The following is a 20,240-nucleotide window of genomic DNA, read 5'->3' on the forward strand; positions in this document are numbered from 1 at the left end:
TGTGGCGGCGGTGGCGTTCGCAAGTCGGCGTCTACGCCGCCTGCCGTTGGAGGGGGAAGGCGGAAGCCCTCCTCTTCTTGGTGTCAAGGTCACCCAGGTCTCCTGCATGCATGCGAGTGGCCCGCGCTGTCGCGTGGGCCACTCGAACAAGGGTTCGGCACACAGGACGCTACTTATAAAGTTGACTTAAAGAAAGATAGATCATCAACTTTGGTGATCATGGCCGACAATTCACCCCAAAAAGATCAATAGCTGCTATATCGATCGATCACCCTCCGCAGTGAGATTGCATGGAAGATCTAATAGGGACGACTCGTAGTACGGAGCCGCAGGCCGGGATCTTGCTTTGTAGGCCCATACGTCTGGTCCGTACGTACGCACACAGGCCAGGGACGTCAGCGGCGGAGTCCACTTCCACGAGCATGGCAAACCGGACCGGAGCGGCTCCGCGAACCTCACCCCACGGCAACTACCCGCCGATGTGCGCGGGTTCGTCAACCGCATCGGCGAGTTCGAAGAGCTGAACACCATCCTGATCGGCGAAGACGGCGATCCGCGCGTCATCACGGTGTGCGTGATCGCCGGGACCGCGGGCGCGGGGAAGGCGCAAAGTGCGTTCGTCACTTCCAGGGGCGCAAAATCCTGGAGGCGATCACCATGCTCCCGGCCAGGCACAACCCCGACTCCAATCCGCTCCGGCGGAAACCGCCTGGCCAGAGGGGGTCGGGGAACAGGAGCGGAGACACGACCATGACACCGACCACCCAGAGGGCCACCGCTCCCAGCGTGGCCAGCCCTTGGAGCGCCCAGAGCTTCCGGAGGCCGGCGATCACGTTGTCCTTCAACTCACGGACGTTCCCAGGTCGCAGGTGATACCGGCGGACCTGCCGGGGATCGCCGCCCATCTCGTCTCCGATCCGCAGGACATCGTGACCACACGTCCCGCTGTTGATGTTCATCGTGCCAACGACATCGCGGCTGCGATAGTTCCAAAACGGGTGGCAGCGCCGAGGGCCGGTGCGGGGAGGTCGTCTCCCGGCTGTTGTCGGCACACAGCGACCGGATCGGCGACGGCGACGCCGCTGTCCGGGCCGCTGTCCGGGCCGCTGTCCGCCACCGCCTGGTACCTCACCCGCACCGACGACGGCACGATCGCCACCCTGGCCACCGGCGTTCGGGCGATGCGGCTCCGCGCCCGGTGTTCAGGACGACTCGCGGGTGGTCCGGTACGCCCGGACGTTCGGACAGCCGGGGTAAGCCCACCGGCACACGTTCGTCATGCCGACCTGCGTCCCGCCGCCCCCTTCGGGCCACCGAACTCCACGAATTGAAGATCGGCAACAAGAACGGCGACCTCATACGGCGGTCGCCTTACCGGCCTTTGTCACGAATTATCGCCATGACAACATGGAACCCCTGACGAGCTTTAGCGAAAAATAAATAATTATTCGATGAATTGTCCGCCTATGTTCCTGAATCGCAGATCAAGTAGCTATCGAAACGCCGCCAATAATTCTTTTTTCGTTGACACGGAAGAGCGGAAATGACACGTTTATCAATGCCTGGCGCCATTACCTGAGATCAGCACCGCGCACATTTCCAACCGCCAGACAGGATTCGCACAACAGCTCCTGCCCCTGCTCGACTCGACTCAGCACGGAGGTACGATCATGCGTCAATCACTCCGCAAGATCTCCATGACGGCTGGCATCGTAAGCGCAGCGTTCCTCGGGATGTCGCAGACCGCGGCGATCGCGGTTCCGTCGGCGTCCGTCCTCGCCCCCCCTCCCGCCCCCGCCCCCGCTCCGGTTCCCGATACCGGCCGGGCTCCCGCAGGGGGCGAGACGAGCCTGAACAACACCGGTTCCACGACGAACACCCGGGCGCTGTGCGTCTTCAACACCGCGGGGGACTACGTCCACGTCTCCTCGTCCGCCTTCGAGGCCTCCGGGCACGGCTGGTGGGTCAACGGCAACTGCAACGCCACCCTGGCGGTCGTCACGGTGCAGCTGCAGCAGTACTACTCCGACGGCAGCTGGCGAAACGCCGGCACGGCGGGCAGTGCGACGGTGCGATCCGGCGGCGGCGCCGGCAACCGCGCGACCGGACGCGGCGGCTGTAACAGCAACAGCCTGACGGGATGGCGTAGCGTCGTCGACGTGGACCTGGTCGGCCTGGCCGACGACCCGGGCAAGCTCTACACACCTAGCCGGAACATCTACTGCAGGCGATAGCGGAAGAGGCGACGTGAGTATCGGACCCGACAACCCCATGGACATGGCCCTGCACGGCGAACCGGCGCCGCATCCGGCGGTATCGGGAGAGGGCAGACCCGACAACCCCATGTTCGCGGCCCTGCACGGCGAGCTGGTGTTGCATCCATGGCGGGATCCTCACGTCGCCTCCTCGGACGCGTACAGCCTGTTCGTCGCGAGGTCGTCCGCGATGGGCTGGCTCACCGAGGCCGCCGAGAACGCGTCCGGCGGCCTGTGGGGGATGAACGACGCCGGGCAGGGCCCGGGTTCCGGATCGGAACCGTCACGCATCGCGTGGTTCCAGGTGTCGTTGACCGAACCGGTTCCCGGCGGCCGGCCGTTGCCGGTGCAGGCGTTCCTCTCGTGCGCCGGCGACGTCGTGTCGCGTATCGGCACCGCGCGCCTGCGAGCCGTTCAGGTCCTGCTGCCCGTACCGAGCCTCGACGCGTCGTCGCAGGTGAGCGGTGTGATGACCCTGCTCCAGGAGGCCGGCTGGTTCGCCGACGGTGACCCACGGTGGAGAACATCGGTGCGGGTGACGTTGGACGGCGGGCAGGAGCCGTCCATCCGTTCGGCGGCACCCGGGATGCTCCGGTGGATGCGGGGCTTCACGCAGGATGTCTTCTCGTGCGACTCGTTCTCCCTGACCGACGACCTGACCGACGACCTGACCGACGACGGCACGGCCCTGGAACCCGCCGTCATCGACGAGCTGTGGCGCGGGCCCGCCCGGCACCGGGCCACATTCCACGGCGTTCTCACCGAATGGTCACTGGACGCGCTGGGCTGGCTGGCCGCCTTCCTCGCCGAGGCGGCCTCCCGGAACGGGGTCGGCACCCCGTTGATGCTCACGGCCAACCGGCTCGAAGGGGCGCGTTCACCCGCCGGCTGAGTCCGGTGGCGCTTCCCCCGGGTCCGCCCGGGGGAAGCGCTGCCGGGGAGAGAGCCGTGAACACGATCTTTCCGGCACACCTGAGGAGCCTGTTGTGCGATTCAGGCCCGCTGATCGCCCCCTTCGCCCCTGCTGACAGGCTCCGTTTCCCAACGGAGGTTGCGAACGCGCCGCGGGGAAACCGAGATCGTCGGGCCTGTCTTCCTGATGCCGGGACCGGGGTGGATCTGTACTTCGGGTAGGGAACGTCGCATCAGGGAATCTGTCCGGGTTCGTCGACGACCCCCGCCGCGACCTCGGCGGTCGCGAAGACGCTTCCCTGTGTGAAGACCACCTCGCCGCTGATGAGACGGTCCCGCAGAAAGTCCGTCCGCGAGCCGAGGTAGCGATAGGTCGTGCTGTCGAGGATGACGTAGGACCGCTCGGTGACCTGACCGTTCTCGTCGCGCTGCGTGCCGAAGCCCGGAGCGCCGACCTCGTAGGCGATGCCCATGCCCGGCCTGCCCGCCGCGTCGCGGATGCCGAGGTCCACCCGGACTCCCGGAATCCGGGCGAGAGCGCGGAAGATCGCCGCCTCCAGCTTGGGCGGCAGGTGGACCCCCTGGCCGAGGTAGACCGACAGCACCCGGAACGCCCGTGCGTCCGCGGGCTCATCGAGGCCTCGCTCCTCGTCCGGCTTGTCCTGCCAGTGCCGGTCGCCTCTGACGTGGGCCAGCAGCCGGTCCGGGTCGGTGGGCAGCTTGGCCAGCCTGGCCGCGTACTGCCGGGGGGACAGGTCGTCGTCACCCGGGTCCGGCTCGATGGTCCGCGTCTCCATCGGGCGCCGGCCCAGCCTGGTCGCCTGCCGGGTGCCGTCGTAGCGCGTCCAGTACTCCTGGACCTCGACCGAGCCGTCGGCGGGCTGCCTGACGACGCTTTTGCGGTACAGCCACTGGTCGGGACGGGGCGAGATGCCGTCCGGCAGGCGCTTCTCGGCCATCAGCGCCGCCTGCCTCAGCATGACCTCCGCGTTCACCGGCGTCGCCTCGATGGTGACGGGTGGCCGGGTGACCGGCCGATCGTCGCCGTACACCACGGTCACCGCCGCGATCACCGCGACGGCCGCCGTCATGGCCAGCGGCAGCGAGAGCACCGGCCGTAGCCGGCGGCGACGGCGCAGGGAACGCGCCCGCAGCGCGCGCAGGCGGTCGGCATCGGGCTCGGGCGCGTCCGCCCGCAGCTCGCTCAGCAGTTTCAGGTCATCCACGGCCGGCCTCCTCCGAGATAGCGGACGGATCGACCCCGCCCAGGGCCTCACGGGTCTTCCTCCTGGCGCGGTGCAGGCGCGAGCGCACCGTGCCGATCGGGATGCCGAGTGCCCGCGCCGTCTCCTCGTAGCTGAGATCCGCCCAGGCGATCAGCAGCAGCACCTCGCGATCCTTCGACGCCAACGCGGCGAGTGCCCTCACCAGATCGCGCTGCGCCGCCGAGGCCGTCACCCGGGCCTCCACCCGGTCGGCGTAACTCTCGGCCACCTCGTCCACCCCCGTCCTGGCCAGCGAGAGGTACGCCCTGACCTCGGCACGGCGGTGCCTGCCGATGAGGTTGGCGGCGATGCCGTACAACCAGGGGCGAGCGTCGCGGTGGTCGGTGTCGTAGCGCCCGAGCCGCCGGAAGGCGGTGAGGAACGTCTCGGCCACGATGTCGTCGGCCATCGAGTCCCCCAGGCGCCGCGTCACGTAACGGTGCAGGGCGGAGGCATGCCGGTCGAACAGCACCGAGAAGGCGGCGGAATCACGCCGGGCACGCCTGATCACCTCCGCGTCGTCCAGATCTGTCTCCGCACTCAAGCGTGAACTCCGTTTCCTGGGTCCGGTCACCCTCTTTCACCCGATGCCGCGAATCGAGTTCTCCACGCCTGCGTTTCATGGACCTGACCGCGGTGTTCGCCGCACCAGCGGAGTTCACCGTGCCGTACGGCGCCGTCCGCGCCCACCGTCGTGCCAACTGATCTGGACCTCGCTCAGACGAGGCCGTGGACCTTGTGGATCGCCTCCGTTGCTCATCACAAATAGATCTCTCGTGGCCTTCATGCCTTGTCCAGCGGTGCGCGCAGCCGCTGAGGACTATGATCGCTTTTGCGCGGCTCTCGTCACCTCCCCCCTCCCTCTGGAGTTCGAGCACATGGCTGATCCTCTGATCCCCTGGCGCGGCGACCTGGCCGCGAAGATCCAGCCGCAGGTTCCGCACGCGGCGCGGATCTGGAATTACTGGATGGGCGGCAAGGACAACTTCGAGGCGGACAGGACCGCCGGCGACGCGGTCGCCGCGGTCTACCCCGAGATCGTGACGATGGCGGCGCAGTCGCGGAAGTTCCTCATCCGGGCGGTGCGTCACCTGGCCACAGAGGCCGGAATCGACCAGTTCCTCGACATCGGCACCGGCCTGCCGACGATGCAGAACACCCACGAGGTGGCTCAGCAGGTCATACCGCATGCGCGGATCGTCTACACCGACAACGACCCCATGGTGCTGGTGCACGCCAGGGCGCTGCTGCGCAACACCACTCCGCAGGGAGTGACCGCCTATGTCGACGGTGACTATCACGAGCCCGAGTTGATCGTGGAGGACGCCCGCAACGTCCTGGACTTCACCCGGCCGATCGCCGTGATGTTCATGGGCGTCCTCGGTTATGTGGAGGACTTCGCGGTGATGCGCTCCATCGTCTCGCGCGTCATGGATGCCGTGCCCTCCGGCAGCTACCTGGTGCTCTGGGACGGGACCGACACCGGCAAGACGGTCAACGAGGGCAGTGAGAAGCTCGCGGAGAGCGGAGCCGTGCCGTACTACCTGCGTCGGCTCGACCAGCTGGCCGAGTGCTTCGCGGATATGGAGCTGGTCGAGCCGGGGCTGGCGCCCATTACACGCTGGCGGCCCGACACCGACGACGCGCCCTGGATCGACGCGCACGGGGCTGTGGCGCGCAAGCCGTAGCCCGCTGTCCTGGGCCCCACTCGGGTCGGCGCCACCGGCCGCAGGGTGCTCACGGTCACGGTGTCCCGGAATCTCCAGAGGTTGTCGAGCACGTGGAGTTGGATGCCGGCCTCCTCGTGCAGGTGCGTCAGTTCGCGAGGTCCTCGTCCCTGATGGTCTCGACCCGGCAGTGCGAGAGCGCGTTCCGCTTCGGCTGGTAGACACAGACCTTGAGGTCGATCCACTTGACCTGGCCCTTGGTCTTGAACGTGTACCCGGAGGAGGCGCAGGACCAGCGCACCGGCGACCAGGACGGCCCGCCCTTCTGGTAGTGGAACCTGGCGCGGACCCAGGCGCAGTGACCGGGGTGGCGGTCTCGGTCGTAGATCCTGCCGTACGCGGTGAAGTGGCTCTGGTTGAAGCCGGTGACCCACAGCTGCGCCTTGGCGTACCCGGAATGCCCGGAGCCGGATCTGACCGTCCCCAGATAGAAGTCGCTCTGGGCCGTCGCGCTCGCCGTGGCGGGCAGTCCCAGCACGAGCGCGGTGGCCAGCAGCGCTCCACGGACGATCCTGCGCATCGTCTCTCCTCTTTCCGGTGCTTCCCGGTGCTTCCCGGCGCGGGTTCTTCCCGGCTCGGGTGATCCGTCACCAGTGATACGCGAGACGACTTGGAACCCTCTTGCGAATCACTGCCCGCGGCGCACCGCCCGGTCCGCCCACTGACACCCTCGTGGCAGTTGGCACGTCGTTAGTCCAGCGCGCTCTCCTCCGTCTCGGACCGTTCCTTCCGCTGACATACGCGCCATATGCCAAAATGATCACGCCTCTCGGAGGCGTGAATCGGTCCATCCGGATTACCGAAAAGGCGCTCGGCGCCATCAGGAGAGGAGGTCGGTTGTCCGTGACGGACCTGGAGCTTGCCGGCGAGCTTCGCGAGCTTGCCGATCACCCCCACCTGACGGCCCGTCAGGACCAGCTACGTGATCTCGCGCACGCGGTCACCGATCCTGACATGGCCGGACACTGGTGCGAGGTCGACCTGTTCGCCGCCTTCTCCCCCGACGACACCATCCTGGTGGACGGGGAACCGTCATCGCCGAGGAGACCGGGATGGCGACGAGGGCTCGGCGGCGCCATCGGCCCCGCCCTCGTCTTCGTACCGATCTTCATCACCTGGCTCGGCCTGATGATGGCCACCGGCGCCTACGGCGACGTCCTCGCGGCCGGTGGCCTGGACGCGGCCCGGCGGCCCTTCCTGGAGATGTGGCAGCAGGGCTTCGACGGCAGGTTGCCCGGGTTCTTCGAGTTCGACAACATCGCGCTCTGCACCCTCGCGGCCATCTTCTGCCTCATCTGCTGGACCGTGTTCGAGAACATCACGCGGAACACCAGGGAGGACGCCGCGGAGCGGGAGCTCCGCGCCCTCCGCGTCCGGCTCCGCGGGGCGCTGACCGAGGCGAGCCTGGTGCTCGGCCAGGTCCGGCTCTCCTCGCCGGAGCGGTTCGGGGCCGAGCTCAACAAGGCGGCGGCCGACATCGGCTTCGTCGGGACCACGGCGCGCAAGGTGCACACCGAGCTGGTCGAGGCGCTCACCCTGACCCTGGAGGCCACCCGCAAGACCACGGACGCGCTGGCCGGCAGCGCGATCGACGTGCGCGACGCCGTCGAGCACCTGGGCGGGCACCTGGCCGCCGTCAACAACACCTGTGACGACCTCGCCTCGGCGGTGGCCCGGTTCTCAGCCATGATCGACACTGCGGGCTCCACGACCGGCCAGGCCGTCACCGATGCCGGAAACCAGTTGTCGACGACCATCTCCCGGACCACCCTCGACATGCGCCAGGCGTTCAACGACGAACTCGTACGGTCCATGAAGTTGGTCCAGGGCAGCGTCTCCGGCCTGGACCTCCGGATCAACGAGCTGGTCGGCGCGACGGCGGGCATCGGCCACGCCGTCGACCGCGCGGCCATCTCGATCGATTCGGTCGGCTCGTCCACGGAGAAGGCGGTCGACCTGCTCGGCGCGCGGGTCACCGACACCATCTCGGGCACGGCCAGGGAGTTTCACCGGACCTTCGAGGGCGCCGGTACGGAGATCCGGGAGGCCCTGGAGAGCTGGTCCGCCGCCACCGGGACGCATGCCTCCCGGATCGACACCACCATCGAGACGGTCGCCCTGCTGGAGCGGACGCGGGAAGTGCTCGACCGGCTTCCCACCGCGCTCGCCGGCGCGCTGGCCGACCTGCCTTCGAAGGAGCTCGCCGAGCACGAGGTCACCGACTCGGAGCGGGCGAGCACCAGGCTGCGGCTTCCGGCCGACGGCCTCTGGACTCTCCCGGCCGGCGGTCCCGGCGAGGACGGGGAGAACGGGGAGAACGGCATCGGCGAGGGCCCCAGCGGTGGCGGGGACAGCGGAGGCGTCCGGGCCGACGGCGGCGACAACACCCAGGCCACCGGCAACGGCACCGCAGACGACAGTGGTGACGACAGCGGTGACGACGAGCCGGACTCACGCCGGAGAGCTCGGACCCCGCAGTGACCGCCCGCCGAAGAACCTCCAGCACGACCCTGATGGCCGGCTGGCTCTTCGCCGACCTGCTGCTCGGACTCACGATCATCATGTTGGGAGCGCAGGCACCACCCCCCTCACCCACCGACCCTGTGACGGACACCGCCCGGTTCCAACCGGACCCCTTCCAGTCCCCGCCTGACTCCACCCGGCCCCCGGCCGAAGAGCCCCCGTCCGAAGAGCCTTCAGCCGGAGAGCCTTCAGCCGAGAAGCCTCCGGGGAAGAAGGCCCCGGAGAAGGAGACCTCGGAGAGAGAACACCAGCCCGGGGAGCCCCCTGAGAGGAAGAGCCCGGTCACGGAGGAACCTGGAGAGAAGCCCGGCCCCTCGCCGTTCCCCTGCACCGGCCTCGTCGGAGGCGTCCGGGCGAAACCGGTCACGCTCTCGTTCCGGGTCACCCCCGGCGCCGCCGACGGCGTCCTGGCCGCACAGGTCCGCCAGGAACTGCGCAGGCAGAAAGGCGACCTGGCCGGACGGCGCGTCGGCATGGTGCTGACCTTCGGCTCCGACTCCGACGGCGGCGCCAGCGGCGGCGTCCAGCTGGCCACCCGAGTCAACACGGCCATCCGCGAGACGTACCCGCGCATCTTCGGAACGGCCGTGACCCGGAACTTCCACGACCTCTCCGCCCCGAGCGGGTCGATCTCCATGGAGATCTACTTCGTCACCCACGGCTGCTCCGCCACGTCTCCGGGGACACCCGGCCAGGGAAGCGGGATTCCCGTCGATACCAGGTCCTCGACGGTGAGCCCGGCACGTCCGTGACGGGCCACGAACTCGCCGCCGATCCCCGCCCGGCGTCGCGATCACCCACTCCGGCAGGACGGCACACCGGGACACCTCCCTGCTGCCGGCCGCCCGCCGCGGAGGTGTCGAACGCGGCCAGGGTCTGTTGCGAAAGTGGATCAAGATCGTAGATGATCACGGTCCGGGGGACGCAGTGATCTGCCGAACGGCCGGCGGGAGCGACTGGAGCCGTCGCTGCCGGTGGGCAATACCCTGCCATCCGGGCAAACTGCCACCGAGTCATCACATGGGAAACGCCAACGCATGAATACGCCACCATCACCACCTGGAGCGGAGCGGACTGACGGATCACCCGTCCGGATCGGCGCTCTCGTTCCGCTGACTCGGCCTGGCTGGGTCGAGGCAGGCCGGCACTTGCTCGCTGGACTCGAACTGGCCGTTCGCGACGTCAACGACGCCGGCGGGATCGTCGGAAGACCACTCGAACTGGTGGTCCGAGACACCGCGGCTGATCCACAGAGGGCCGCGGCGGCCGTCGACGAATTGGCTCGCCTGGGCGTGGCCGCCTTGGCGGGGGAGTATCACAGCGTCGTCGCTCGCGCAGCTGCCGCCAGGGCCGACGCCCTCAGCCTGCCGTTCCTCTGCTCGTCGGCGGTTCTCGACGCGCTCACCGAACAGCCAACGGAATGGGTCGCGCGTCTCGCCCCGGCGCAGTCCCACGGCTGGCGGATCTACGCGGACTTCCTCCTCGGCGCGGGCCACAGTCGAATCGCCGTAGCGGCCGAGCCGAGTGTCTACTGGGCATCCGGCACCCGCATTCTGCGGGACCACCTCGCTCCCCGCGGCGGCACCGTCATCGAACTCGACATGCGCGCGCTCACCCCCACGGCCGTGTGCGACGAACTCCTCGACAATCGCGCGACAGTCCTCCTTCTTCTGGTCGGCCACCCGGAGCCGGCAGTGTCGATCGTCAAGTCTGTCCGCCGCGACCAGCGCCTCGCCGAGATCATGATCGGTGCTCCGGCCGGGCAACCGGAGTTCGCCGAATGGGCGAGGTCGCTGGGCGACGACAGCGCCGCGATCCCGTTCCTGCGCTACCTGCCCGAGCGCCTCAGCCCACTCGGTGCACGAGTCGGGACGGCCCTGCGCGAGCGGCTGGCCGAAGCGCCCTCCTTCGTCGCCTTCGAGGGCTACGACACGGTCACCGTTCTCGCCGAGGTGCTGCGGTCTCACGGCGTGGACCGGGCGCGCACTGCCGAATCCTGGCCGCGCGTCGCAGTCGAAGGCACCCGCGGGCAGATCCAGTTCTCCCGCACGCCAGGCGTCAACGTTTGGCAATGGGCTTGGCCGCCCATCCACGTCGTTGATCGAGATCCGGCGGAACCCGATCGCTTTCGGATCCTCCACGCCGGCTGAGAGAGCACGGTCGTGCCGCCGGCCCGCGGTGACGAGCAGGGACAGCGGCTTCTGTCCCTGCTTGACCGCCAGGTGCGGCCTGGTGGTCAGCCCACCGCGCGAGCGCCCGAGGCCGTGGTCGTCCGGCTCGGAGTCGACGCCTCCGGGGGGCTCCTTCAGGAGATCCCTAGTAGCGGGGTTTGCGGCTCAGGGCCACTCCGGCTACCAGGAAGATGCCGCCGACGACTCCGGAACCAATGGCTCCGGGGGTGTTGGCGGGGGTGGTGCTGGCCTGGATGACCGCGGTGACGAGGCCCATCACCGCGCTGATGTAGCAGAAGATCGTGATGAAGATCTTGACGTTGGTGTTCACTGGATTCCTTCGGTGGGGTGACGGCCGTTTTGACAGGCGTCGGGGGCGGTACCGGCCGCGGTGAACCCGAGGAGCATCACCCAGGCGTTGGGATCCGCGCGGAACCGGTTCCAGCGGTCGGCGGCGAGGGCGAACTCGCGAAGCGACAGCACTCCGGCGGTCACGAGCGGCTGTAGCCGTCCCGGGCCGAGGTGCGGGGCGAAGTCATCCGTGGGCCGGGTGTCGTTGGTGGTGACGAACGGGCGGAGGGCGACCTCGGTGAAGCCGGCGTCACGGAGCAGCCGGGTGAGACGGCGGCCGATCGTGCGGTCACCGCCGGCGGCCTGCTGGGTCGCCGCCATCTTGGCGTGGATCGCGGCCAGTTCCGGGTAGACCGGGTCGGCCAGCCCCCAGCAGGAGGCGTCCACCTCGGTGACCAGGATGCGGCCACCGGGGCGGAGGATCCTGCGGGCCTCGGCGAGGGCCGGTCCGGGGTCGGGAAGGTGCTGAAGGACGTACCTGAGGAGTACGTACTGCGCGCTCGCCGTCTCCAGGGGCAGGTCGGCGGCGTCGGCGACGATCAGTTCGGCGTCGGCGCCCTCGGCATGGGCGAGCAGGTCCGGGTCGATGTCCACCGCGACCAGTGCCAACTCGGGCAGCGCCCGCCGCAGTCGCCTGGTGATCGCGCCGGACCCCGCGCCGATCTCGACCAGCGGGCCGCCCGACGCGCTCAGGCCCAGTTCGCGCAGCAGGTTCAGCTCCTCGTCGAACGAGAGCTCCGCCTGCGCCTCCAGCCGCGCCAGCTCTCCCGCCAGGCCGCCCGCGGTGGTGGTGGCGGGGTTGTACGAACCGGCGTTCGGGGCCGGGGCACCGGGATTCGGCCGGCTGACGGGACCGGCCGAACCCGCGGACGGCTTCGGCGGGGTGGCGGGGTCGTACGCACCGGCACTCGGGGGCGGGGTGTTGGAATTCAGCTGGTTCGCGGGGCCGGGCGAACCCGCGAACGGTTTCGGCGGGGTGGCGGGACGGTACGGACCGGCGTCCGAGGTCGGGGTGTCGAGGACGGTGCCACGGTCGGTGACGGTGGCCCGGGGATGCGGGGGCGTGGGGAGAGTGGTCATCGGGGGCTCACGATCATGTGCATGCCGTGCTTCGGCCGTAGCGTCACCAGCGCCTCCGGTTCCACCGGGAAGCCGGGTTCCAGCGTCAGCCGTACCGACTGCGACAGCATCGCCAGGACCAGCGTCGCCTCGATCAGCGCCAGGTGCCGGCCGATGCAGACGCGCTCGCCGCCGCCGAACGGCAGGTACAGATGACTCGGGAGGTCGACGCCGTCGAAGCGGTCGGGTACGTACGCATCCGGGCGGTCCCAGTAGCGGGGGTCGCGGTGCAGGACCCACTGGCTGACGCAGACGAGCGTGCCCGGCCGTACCGGATGGCCGTCGAGCTCGTCGGGGCCGGTCGCGCGGCGGGAGATCAGCCAGACCGGGGGGTACAGGCGCATCGCCTCCTGTACGGCCCGGCGGCAGAGCGGCAGGTCGGGCAGGTCCGCGGCCGTGGGCGGGCGTCCGCCCAGCACCCGGTCGACCTCGGCCCGGATGCGTTCCGCCTCCTCCCGATGGCGGTCCAGTAGATAGAAGGTCCAGGTCAGGGCCTTGGCGGTGGTCTCGTGACCGGCCATGACCAAGGTCAGCACCTGGTCGCGGAGGTCGGTGTCGGACAGGGCGCCGAGCATGGTGTCGAGCAGGGTGCCGGTGGCGGCGGGAGCGGCCCGGCGGGAGGCGATGACGGTGCGCGTCATCATGTCGAGCAGGGCGCGGGCGCGTGCGTACTCCCGCCGGCGGCGGCTCGTGTCCGCCGGGTCGGGGTCGGGGTCGGGTACGTAGTGGCCGATGAAGCGATTGACGGCGTCCACCGCGCGGCCGAACCCGTCGCCCGCCGCGCCGAGGTCCACGTCGAGCACCGCGCGGGTCAGGATCGACAGGGTCAGCGAGGTGAGGTGGTGGTCGATCGGCTGGGGTGCGCCGGTCTCCGCGGCGGCACGCCAGCGGGCCAGCAGCGCCGAGGTCTCGTCGGTGATGATCTGGTCGAAGGAGGCGACCGCGCTGCGGCGGAAGGCCGGGGCACAGAGCCGGCGCTGCCGCGCCCATTCCGCGCCGTCGCTGGTGAGCAGGCCGTTTCCGAGGAGCGGGCGGAGCATGTGGTCGTCGGGCGTGTTCTCCTTCGTGTAGTTGCCGACGTTGTCCTTGAGGATGTGCCGGGCGAGATCCGGGCGGTGCGCCATGAACACGGTCTCGCCGTTCGCATGGTGGCCGGTGACGTCCCCGTAGCGACGGGCCAGGCCGGTCACGAACCCCAGTGGGTCGCTACGCATGCGTTCCATGTCCACCGGGCCTGGCGGGCCCGGGGGCAGCTGCGTGCCGATAGTCGTCACCGACGCCTCCGCTTAACGGTGCTTAAGTATCTCCGATACGTATTCACGAGTACCGGATATACGTATTGAATGTCATTGATGAGCACATCCGTACTGTGGCATGCTGCTAATGTAACACTGCGTTGATGAACGTATCAATACTTACATCAATGGCGAATAACTTAAGTCTTGGTATGTGCCGCGCGCCATGCGACAGTCCTTTCAGTTGCCGACGCAGAAAGCAGCGGTAAACAAACAGAGGGAGAATGACATGGCGCTCGAACCGCAGGAGCGGGCGGAATTCATCAACGCCTACACCCGCACCCTCATCACCGCCTGGTCGGACGAGGAGTACGCGGCCCGGCTGAACGCGGACCCGCGCGCCGCGCTGGCCGAGTCCGGTCTGACCATCCCGGAGGACGCCGAGATCGTCATCGTGCGCCACATCCCCGAGGGGCACGAGGAGGGCAACCTGGACGTCCAGGTCGGCCTCTGGGAGGTCGGTCTGGCGACCGGCCAGTACGAGCTGCACATCCCCGAGACCCCGGTGGTCGACGCGGCCGAGCTCAGCGAGGGCGACCTGTCCGACATCGCGGCCGGCGCCGCCGACGCGGCCGCCTGCTACTACTGCTGCTGCCCGTGCTGCTGCTGCACCTGATTCACCGCTTCTCCAGAATTTCCAGCATTCGCAATTTCCAAAATCGCCATGCCGTTCCCGTTCCCGTCTCCATCGGAGGAGTAAGTCGATGGTTTCCGCCGCCGCGGAAAACGACCCGGTCGCCGTCACCGGCCTGAACAAGCGTTATGGAGAGCACCTGGTGCTCACCGATCTGAGCCTGCGGGTACACCGCGGCGAGGTGTTCGCCCTGCTCGGGCCGAACGGCGCGGGAAAGACCACGACCGTCGAAATACTGACGGGAGTACGGCGGCGGAGCGGTGGAGACGTGGAGGTCCTCGGCCAGGATCCGGCCAGGGACCCACGGGAATGGCGGGCGCGTATCGGGGTGGTCGGCCAGTCCACCGGCGCCTACCCCGATCTCACCGTGGGTGAGGTGGTCAGGCAGTTCGCCGCCATGTACCCCAGGCCGCTGCCGCCCACGCAGGTGCTCGACATGGTCGGTCTGGGACCGTACGAGAAGAAGAAGACCACGCAACTCTCCGGCGGCCAGCAGCGCCGTCTGGATGTGGCGGTCGGCGTGATCGGCGACCCCGAGTTGATCTTTCTGGACGAGCCCACCACCGGGCTCGATCCGGTCGCCCGCCGCGAGGCGTGGGACCTGGTGCGGTTCTTCGCCGCGCGCGGCCGCACCACGGTGCTCACCACCCACTACCTGGACGAGGCCGAGACGCTGGCCGCGCGGGTCGGTGTGATCGCGGGCGGCCGGCTGGTGGCCTGCGGACCACCGGGCGAGCTGGGTGGGCGTGCGACGACCTCGGCCGCCGTGTCGTTCCGGCGCTCCGAGTCGCTGGCCGACCGGGAACTCCCCGAGCTGCCCCGTGGAGCGGTGCTCGAACCGGGACCGACGGGCGCGGGCGACCTGGTCACCGTGCTGACCTCGGAGCCGACCCGGCTGGTGAGCCTGCTGGCGTCCTGGGCCGAGGCCGAGCTGCCCGAACTGATCGTGCACCGTCCCACCCTGGAAGAGATCTACCTCAACCTCATCGACCGGCATCGACAACAGCCGGAGGAGAACAAGTGAGCGTCACCGATTCCGTTCGCGCCCCCGGCCGGAAACTCGGGGAGGGGTTGCTGCCCGGGCTGTGGCGGGCCAGTGCCGCCCGGTCGTCGGTCGAGCTGAAGTCGTTCTTCCGCAACAGGCAGTCCCTGGTCTTCACCCTTTTCTTTCCGGTGATCCTGCTCGTGGTGTTCGGCGCGATCTTCACCGGCAAGGTGGAGGGCACCCAGACCGATTTCCGGCAGGTCTTCATGGCGGGCATCGTGGCCGCCGGTGTGATGAGCACCGCCTTCTCCGGGCTGGCCATCAACATCGCCATCGAGCGGGACACCGGCCTCATCAGCAGGCTGGCCATGACGCCGATGCCCAAGCCCGCCTACTTCATCGGCAAGCTGGTCAAGGTCGTGGTGACCACCGTGGTGGAGACGGTGCTGCTGCTCGGCATCGCGGTGACCGCGTTCGGGTTGCCCTGGCCGAGCACCGCGCACCGCTGGTTCACCCTCGCCTGGGTGCTGACGCTGGGTACCGTCACCTGCGCGCTGGCCGGGATCGCCTACAGCGCGGCCATCCCGAACAGCCGGTCCGCCGCGGCGATCGTGACGCCGGTGTTCATGGTGCTGCAGTTCATCTCCGGGGTCTTCTACCCCTTTCACCAGCTTCCCGAGTGGATGCAGAACACGGCCGCGCTCTTCCCGGTGAAGTGGATGGCGCAGGGGTTCCGTTCGGTGTTCCTGCCGGACGGCTTCACCGTCGTGGAACCGGCGGGCGGGTGGGAACTCGGCCGCATCGCGCTGGTCCTCGGACTGTGGGCGGTCGGCGGCCTGCTGCTGACCGCGCTGACGTTCGGCTGGCGCAGCGCGCGTGTGCGCTGATCAGGTAAGCGATCGCAAGGGAGACTGACGCGTGACGGTAGGCACCCAGATCCGGTTCCCTGCCCACCTGGCTCACCCCTTCTCCCCCGCGGGACGGGCCGATCCCTATCCGGCCTACGACTGGCTGCGCGCCCGCGCTCCGGTCCACTACGACGCGGCGTCGCGGCTCTGGCTGGTGACCGGGCACGCCGCCTGCGCCGCCGTACTGCGTGACCAGGGTTTCTCGGCGAGTGCCGGGCAGCAGGGGCGGGCGCGCGACGAGGAGTTGCCGCCGTCGATGCTCACCACGGACCCGCCCGATCACACCCGGTTGCGCGCGCCGGGGCTGCTGCTGCTCGGACCCGCGGCGATCGCGTCGGTGTCCGAGGCGATCGCCGCCGACGTGGACGGGCTTCTCGACCGGCTGACGGAGCGGACCGTGGCCGACGCGGTCGCGGAGATCGGCAGCCCGCTGGCCACCTCGGTCTTCCTGCGGCTGTTCGGGCTGGCGGAGAGCGACCGGGGGGTCTTCGCGCAGCTCGCCCAGGCGGCCTCGATCAATCTGGATCCGCTGGCCGGGCCGCAGGTGGCGGCGCTGGGCAGGTCGGCCATGGGAGAGCTGACCCGGTTCCTGGACGCGCACTGCGCGGCCGCGCCGCCCAGCCCGCTGGCCCGGCTGGCCGCCGACGACCGGCTGAGCAGACGGGAGATGCTGGGGGTGCTCGGGCTGGCCGTGGTGGGCGGGTGGCAGCCGCTGGCCGAGGCGATCGGCAACGCGCTGTACTGGCTGCTGCCCCGGCCCGAGGCGCTGACCGTACTGCGCGAGGGCGGCCGGGAGCCGGCGCGCATCGCGATGGACGAGTTGCTGCGGCTGGAGGCACCCATTCCGTTCACGGCCAGGGTCGCGGTCCGGAACGTGGCGCTGCCCGGGGGGCAGGTGCCCCAGGGGGCCAGGGTGCTGGCGATCGTGGCCGCCGCCAACCGGGATCCGGCCGTTTTCGAAAGGGCCGGGGAACTGGTGCTCGACCGGACGCCCAACCCGCACCTGGCCTTTGGCGGAGGGCCGCACTTCTGCCTGGCGGCGCAGCTCGTCCGGCAGACCGGGGCGGTGCTGCTGGCCCGGCTGGCCGAGCGGTTCCCCGCCGCGTCGCTGGCCGATCCGGAGCCGGTCTGGGCCGCCACGCTGATCCCCCGGCGGCTGCGCGCCCTCCCGGTGCGGCTGGGAGGCGGGGATGCGTGCTGAGGTCCTCGTGATCGGCGCCGGCGTCAGCGGGCTGACCTGTGCCGACCGCCTGGCCAGGGCCGGGGTGCGCGCCGTGGTCCTTGAGGCCAGGTCACGGATCGGCGGGCGGATACTGACCTTCCGTCCCGCGGACGGCGGACCCCCGCTGGAGCTGGGCGCGCAGGTCGTCCACGGTGACCGCAACCCCGTCCACGGGCTCGCGCAGACCGGGACGGCGCCGCGGCCGACCGCGGCCCGGGTGATCAGCGGGCGGGTGGGCCGTCCCATGGGGGCGCTGGCCCGCACGCCACATCCGCCCTGGTCGCTGGAGGCCAGGCTGAACGCGGAGGGCGCCGAGGCCGGCGGGTCGGTGCACGACTGGCTCGGCGACGTCGGCGGGCCTCACCCGGTGGCGAGCGAGTGGTTCCGGCAGATCTGGGCCGCGGACCCGGAGCGGCTCAGCGCCGCCGGGGTGGCCGCGGCCCAGCGGGGGGACGACACCGGGCGGGGCGAGTACGTCGTGTCCGGCGGGTTCGACCTGCTGCCGCGACGGCTGGCGGCGGGGCTGGAGGTGCACACCGGACGCCCGGTCCAGGTGCTCGGCTGGTCGCCGGGACGGGTCGCCGCGCTGACACAGGCCGGGACGGTGGAGGCCGAGCGGGTGGTGGTGACCGTGCCGCCCGCCGTGGTGACCCACGGCACGCTCACCATCAAGGATCTGCCCGAGCACAAGATCGAGGCCGCCCGGGACCTGGCGGCGGGTGACGGCTGCTGCGTGGTCGCGACCCTGTCGGTGCCCGCGCCGGAGACCGCGTCGGTGTTCGACGCCGACGGGGTCAGCGGCTTCGTGAGCTGCCGCGAGGGGCGCCCCGAGGCGTTGATCGTGGCCAAGGACGCGGCGGCCGCCTGCGTGCGGGCCGCCACCGGCCCCGATCTGTCGGCCATGCTCACGGTGGCGCTGCCCTGGGCGGCGGGGGCCCGGGTGCTGGGCACCCGGATCGCCGACTGGGGGGCCGACCCGTGGAGCCGGGGCGCGTTCAGCGCGCCGCTGCTCGGCGCCGAGCGGGCTCCCGCGCGCTGGGCCGAGCCGGTCGCCGACACACTCTTCTTCGCGGGCGAGGCCACGGTCTCGGGAACGCGGCTGCCGTGGGTTCAGGGGGCGATCGCCAGCGGGGTGCTCGCCGCCGACCGGCTCCTGGAGGCGATGGGCTGATGACGGCGCAGTTGGGGACACCGCATTCCGGCTGGTATCTACCGGCCTTCACCTCCGAGCTGACAGCCGAGGTGACCCCCCTGGAGATCGGAACCCGGCGGCTGGTGGCCGTGCGGGACGAGACGGGGATCCGGGTCTTCGACGCCGACTGCCCGCATCGGGGCGCGCACCTCGGCTACGGGGGACGGCTCTCGGGTGACTGCCTGGTCTGCCCGTTCCACGGCCGCCGGATCGCGCTGGGCGACACCACCAGGCGGTGGTCGGTACGCGAGCACCAGGTGATCGTCTCCGGCGAGGCCGTGTTCGTACGGCTCGCGGACACCCCTGACGACGACCGGGGACTCACCCGGGCGATCAAGGAGCTGGGCGGGACCCACCCGCTCACCGCGGCCGTGGTCAGGCCGGTGGACGTCGATCCGGTGATGATCGTGGAGAACGCCTTCGACATCGACCACTTCACCGAGGTGCACAAGGTGCCGCGGCTCCGCGGGATGGCGCATCGGGACGGGGACGAGGGCGAGCTGGTCATCGAGGGCGAGTTCGTCATGGGGGCCAAGCCGGGGAGCACCTCCGGTCCCTCGGTCACCCGGGCGCGCTTCCTGGCCTGCGCCTACAGTCCCGGGGTGGTCGTCACCCGGTTCGGGCCGCCGGGGTGGGAGCAGGTCATCGTCACCGCCGCCGTGCCCCGGGAGAGCGGCGGGTGCGTGGCGCGGGTGGCGATCGGCGTCCGCCCCGAGCAGCAGGGCGAGCTGCCACTGCTCATCAGCGGCAGCGAGCGGGCGCTGGCCGAGGACGCGGTGGTCTGGGAGCGGTTGAATCCGCAGGTGGTGCCCCGCTTCGACGGCGGGGACGCGGCCGTGGTGGCCTACCGGAGGTTCTGCGCGGGCTTTCGGGAGCCGGCGTGAACGGGCTGCGCGTGGTCGAGTCGGGGACGGGTCCGGCGGTGCTGTGGGTGCACGGCTACACCATGGACCTCACCCTGTGGGAACCGCTGTGGAGGCTGCTGCCCGGCTGGCGGCACATCGGCGTGGATCTCCCCGGTCACGGCGGCTCCGAGCCGCTGCGGCCCGGTGTGACGCTGCCCGCCCTGGCGGTACGGCTGGCCGAGATCGCCTCGGCCGAGCGGGCGGACCGGGTCGTGGGGCTCTCCTTCGGTTCCTGCGTCGCGCTGCAGATGGCCCTGGAGGCGCCCGAGGTGGTGCGGCACCTGGTGCTCGCGGCGCCGACGCTCGGCGGTGCGCCACCCGACCCCGCGGCCAGGCGGCGTTACCTGGAGCTCATGATGTTGCGCAGGGCGGGCGGCGCGCGGGAGCAGATGGCCGAGCTGTGGATGAGCTCCCCGCCGGACATCTTCCGCGGCACCGAGGCCCATCCGGAACTGCGTGCCCGGCTACGGGAGGTGATCGGCGCTCACTCCTGGGCCGAGCTGGACAGCGGGGCGATGGCGGGGCTCACCGCATATCGGCACTCGGCCGAGGATCTGACCCGGATCAGGGCCAGGACCACGGTGATCATCGGAGATTCGGACATGCCTGTCTTCGTGGACAATGCCAAAACGCTAGGAAAGATGGTGGCACAATGCGACGTTCATACGATTCATAACTCCGGACACCTCCCCCTACTTGAACGTCCGGAGATGTCGGCTAAAGCGGTATTTGCGGGACTGGCGTTATCTGAGAGAGTAGACATTGCTTGACCTGAT

At 69.9% G+C, this 20,240-nt stretch carries 20 protein-coding genes; 13 read left to right on the forward strand and 7 right to left on the reverse strand.

The genetic code is table 11. From position 1 onward, the window contains the following. Positions 1-620: 620 nt before the first annotated feature. Positions 621-959: a hypothetical protein gene (locus ACQP0P_RS38190; RefSeq protein WP_433365091.1), complete on the reverse strand. Its 339-nt coding sequence runs from the start codon at positions 957-959 to the stop codon at positions 621-623. 774 nt (positions 960-1,733) lie between these two features. Here ACQP0P_RS38190 and ACQP0P_RS38195 point away from each other — a divergent pair. Further along, entirely contained in the window at positions 1,734-2,234 is a 501-nt protein-coding gene (locus tag ACQP0P_RS38195) for a hypothetical protein (protein ID WP_433365094.1), read from the forward strand. A gap of 13 nt (positions 2,235-2,247) precedes the next feature. Continuing rightward, entirely contained in the window at positions 2,248-3,147 is a 900-nt protein-coding gene (locus ACQP0P_RS38200; RefSeq protein ID WP_433365097.1) for a hypothetical protein, read from the forward strand. Between the two features lie 253 nt (positions 3,148-3,400). Here ACQP0P_RS38200 and ACQP0P_RS38205 read toward each other — a convergent pair whose 3' ends face one another. Together ACQP0P_RS38205 and ACQP0P_RS38210 are read right to left on the reverse strand one after the other, a co-directional pair. Next, entirely contained in the window at positions 3,401-4,393 is a 993-nt protein-coding gene (locus tag ACQP0P_RS38205; RefSeq protein ID WP_433365100.1) for a CU044_5270 family protein, read from the reverse strand. Continuing rightward, positions 4,386-4,976, reverse strand: coding sequence for an RNA polymerase sigma factor (locus ACQP0P_RS38210; protein WP_433365103.1), 591 nt, complete (start codon positions 4,974-4,976; stop codon positions 4,386-4,388). Before ACQP0P_RS38210 ends, ACQP0P_RS38205 begins: the two co-directional genes overlap by 8 nt. 334 nt (positions 4,977-5,310) lie before the next feature. On the opposite strand from ACQP0P_RS38210, the gene ACQP0P_RS38215 reads away from it, so the two are divergent. Then, positions 5,311-6,120, forward strand: coding sequence for an SAM-dependent methyltransferase (locus tag ACQP0P_RS38215; protein ID WP_433365106.1), 810 nt, complete (start codon positions 5,311-5,313; stop codon positions 6,118-6,120). A gap of 127 nt (positions 6,121-6,247) precedes the next feature. Here ACQP0P_RS38215 and ACQP0P_RS38220 read toward each other — a convergent pair whose 3' ends face one another. Beyond that, entirely contained in the window at positions 6,248-6,679 is a 432-nt protein-coding gene (locus ACQP0P_RS38220) for a hypothetical protein (RefSeq protein WP_433365109.1), read from the reverse strand. A gap of 317 nt (positions 6,680-6,996) precedes the next feature. On the opposite strand from ACQP0P_RS38220, the gene ACQP0P_RS38225 reads away from it, so the two are divergent. From ACQP0P_RS38225 to ACQP0P_RS38235, 3 genes are all read left to right on the forward strand, one after another. Further along, complete coding sequence (locus ACQP0P_RS38225; RefSeq protein ID WP_433365112.1) at positions 6,997-8,640, forward strand: hypothetical protein; 1,644 nt, start codon at positions 6,997-6,999, stop codon at positions 8,638-8,640. A gap of 32 nt (positions 8,641-8,672) precedes the next feature. Then, entirely contained in the window at positions 8,673-9,434 is a 762-nt protein-coding gene (locus ACQP0P_RS38230; protein WP_433365115.1) for a hypothetical protein, read from the forward strand. Between the two features lie 285 nt (positions 9,435-9,719). Further along, a complete protein-coding gene (locus tag ACQP0P_RS38235) occupies positions 9,720-10,832 on the forward strand; it encodes an ABC transporter substrate-binding protein (protein ID WP_433382307.1) in 1,113 nt (370 codons plus the stop codon). Positions 10,833-10,998: 166 nt separating this feature from the next. Here ACQP0P_RS38235 and ACQP0P_RS38240 read toward each other — a convergent pair whose 3' ends face one another. Genes ACQP0P_RS38240 through ACQP0P_RS38250 form a run of 3 tightly spaced genes read right to left on the reverse strand, consistent with a single transcriptional unit; the run spans position 10,999 to position 13,597 of the window. Then, positions 10,999-11,184 (reverse strand): hypothetical protein, encoded by a 186-nt coding sequence (locus ACQP0P_RS38240; RefSeq protein ID WP_030913265.1) that lies wholly within the window; start codon positions 11,182-11,184, stop codon positions 10,999-11,001. Beyond that, positions 11,181-12,284, reverse strand: coding sequence for a methyltransferase domain-containing protein (locus ACQP0P_RS38245; RefSeq protein ID WP_433365118.1), 1,104 nt, complete (start codon positions 12,282-12,284; stop codon positions 11,181-11,183). The genes ACQP0P_RS38240 and ACQP0P_RS38245 overlap by 4 nt, the downstream gene beginning before the upstream one ends. Further along, positions 12,281-13,597 (reverse strand): cytochrome P450, encoded by a 1,317-nt coding sequence (locus ACQP0P_RS38250; protein WP_433365121.1) that lies wholly within the window; start codon positions 13,595-13,597, stop codon positions 12,281-12,283. The genes ACQP0P_RS38245 and ACQP0P_RS38250 overlap by 4 nt, the downstream gene beginning before the upstream one ends. 250 nt (positions 13,598-13,847) lie before the next feature. Here ACQP0P_RS38250 and ACQP0P_RS38255 point away from each other — a divergent pair, with 250 nt between their 5' ends. The 7 genes from ACQP0P_RS38255 (at position 13,848) to ACQP0P_RS38285 (ending at position 20,234) form a co-directional block, all read left to right on the forward strand. Further along, entirely contained in the window at positions 13,848-14,234 is a 387-nt protein-coding gene (locus ACQP0P_RS38255; RefSeq protein WP_350912396.1) for a hypothetical protein, read from the forward strand. Between the two features lie 88 nt (positions 14,235-14,322). Continuing rightward, positions 14,323-15,276: an ABC transporter ATP-binding protein gene (locus ACQP0P_RS38260; protein ID WP_433365125.1), complete on the forward strand. Its 954-nt coding sequence runs from the start codon at positions 14,323-14,325 to the stop codon at positions 15,274-15,276. Next, positions 15,273-16,124, forward strand: coding sequence for an ABC transporter permease (locus ACQP0P_RS38265; RefSeq protein WP_433365128.1), 852 nt, complete (start codon positions 15,273-15,275; stop codon positions 16,122-16,124). The genes ACQP0P_RS38260 and ACQP0P_RS38265 overlap by 4 nt, the downstream gene beginning before the upstream one ends. 31 nt (positions 16,125-16,155) lie before the next feature. Then, on the forward strand, positions 16,156-17,346 hold the full coding sequence (locus tag ACQP0P_RS38270) for a cytochrome P450 (RefSeq protein WP_433365131.1): 1,191 nt from the start codon (positions 16,156-16,158) through the stop codon (positions 17,344-17,346). Further along, on the forward strand, positions 17,336-18,538 hold the full coding sequence (locus tag ACQP0P_RS38275) for a flavin monoamine oxidase family protein (protein WP_433365134.1): 1,203 nt from the start codon (positions 17,336-17,338) through the stop codon (positions 18,536-18,538). The genes ACQP0P_RS38270 and ACQP0P_RS38275 overlap by 11 nt, the downstream gene beginning before the upstream one ends. After that, complete coding sequence (locus ACQP0P_RS38280; protein WP_433365137.1) at positions 18,538-19,443, forward strand: Rieske 2Fe-2S domain-containing protein; 906 nt, start codon at positions 18,538-18,540, stop codon at positions 19,441-19,443. Before ACQP0P_RS38275 ends, ACQP0P_RS38280 begins: the two co-directional genes overlap by 1 nt. Further along, positions 19,440-20,234: an alpha/beta fold hydrolase gene (locus tag ACQP0P_RS38285; RefSeq protein WP_433365140.1), complete on the forward strand. Its 795-nt coding sequence runs from the start codon at positions 19,440-19,442 to the stop codon at positions 20,232-20,234. The genes ACQP0P_RS38280 and ACQP0P_RS38285 overlap by 4 nt, the downstream gene beginning before the upstream one ends. Positions 20,235-20,240 lie beyond the last annotated feature (6 nt).

Source organism: Streptosporangium sp. CA-115845 (assembly GCF_050943795.1).
In the GTDB taxonomy this organism is placed as follows: Bacteria; Actinomycetota; Actinomycetes; order Streptosporangiales; family Streptosporangiaceae; genus Streptosporangium.

Bases quoted from the DNA above. Each gene is read 5' to 3' on its own strand.
- ACQP0P_RS38245 (WP_433365118.1), bottom strand. From the start codon at position 12,284: ATGACCACTCTCCCCACGCCCCCGCATCCCCGGGCCACCGTCACCGAC.
- ACQP0P_RS38275 (WP_433365134.1), top strand. From the start codon at position 17,336: ATGCGTGCTGAGGTCCTCGTGATCGGCGCCGGCGTCAGCGGGCTGACC.
- ACQP0P_RS38260 (WP_433365125.1), top strand. From the start codon at position 14,323: ATGGTTTCCGCCGCCGCGGAAAACGACCCGGTCGCCGTCACCGGCCTG.
- ACQP0P_RS38220 (WP_433365109.1), bottom strand. From the start codon at position 6,679: ATGCGCAGGATCGTCCGTGGAGCGCTGCTGGCCACCGCGCTCGTGCTG.
- ACQP0P_RS38230 (WP_433365115.1), top strand. From the start codon at position 8,673: ATGGCCGGCTGGCTCTTCGCCGACCTGCTGCTCGGACTCACGATCATC.
- ACQP0P_RS38215 (WP_433365106.1), top strand. From the start codon at position 5,311: ATGGCTGATCCTCTGATCCCCTGGCGCGGCGACCTGGCCGCGAAGATC.
- ACQP0P_RS38190 (WP_433365091.1), bottom strand. From the start codon at position 959: ATGAACATCAACAGCGGGACGTGTGGTCACGATGTCCTGCGGATCGGA.
- ACQP0P_RS38255 (WP_350912396.1), top strand. From the start codon at position 13,848: ATGGCGCTCGAACCGCAGGAGCGGGCGGAATTCATCAACGCCTACACC.
- ACQP0P_RS38195 (WP_433365094.1), top strand. From the start codon at position 1,734: ATGTCGCAGACCGCGGCGATCGCGGTTCCGTCGGCGTCCGTCCTCGCC.
- ACQP0P_RS38280 (WP_433365137.1), top strand. From the start codon at position 18,538: ATGACGGCGCAGTTGGGGACACCGCATTCCGGCTGGTATCTACCGGCC.
- ACQP0P_RS38235 (WP_433382307.1), top strand. From the start codon at position 9,720: ATGAATACGCCACCATCACCACCTGGAGCGGAGCGGACTGACGGATCA.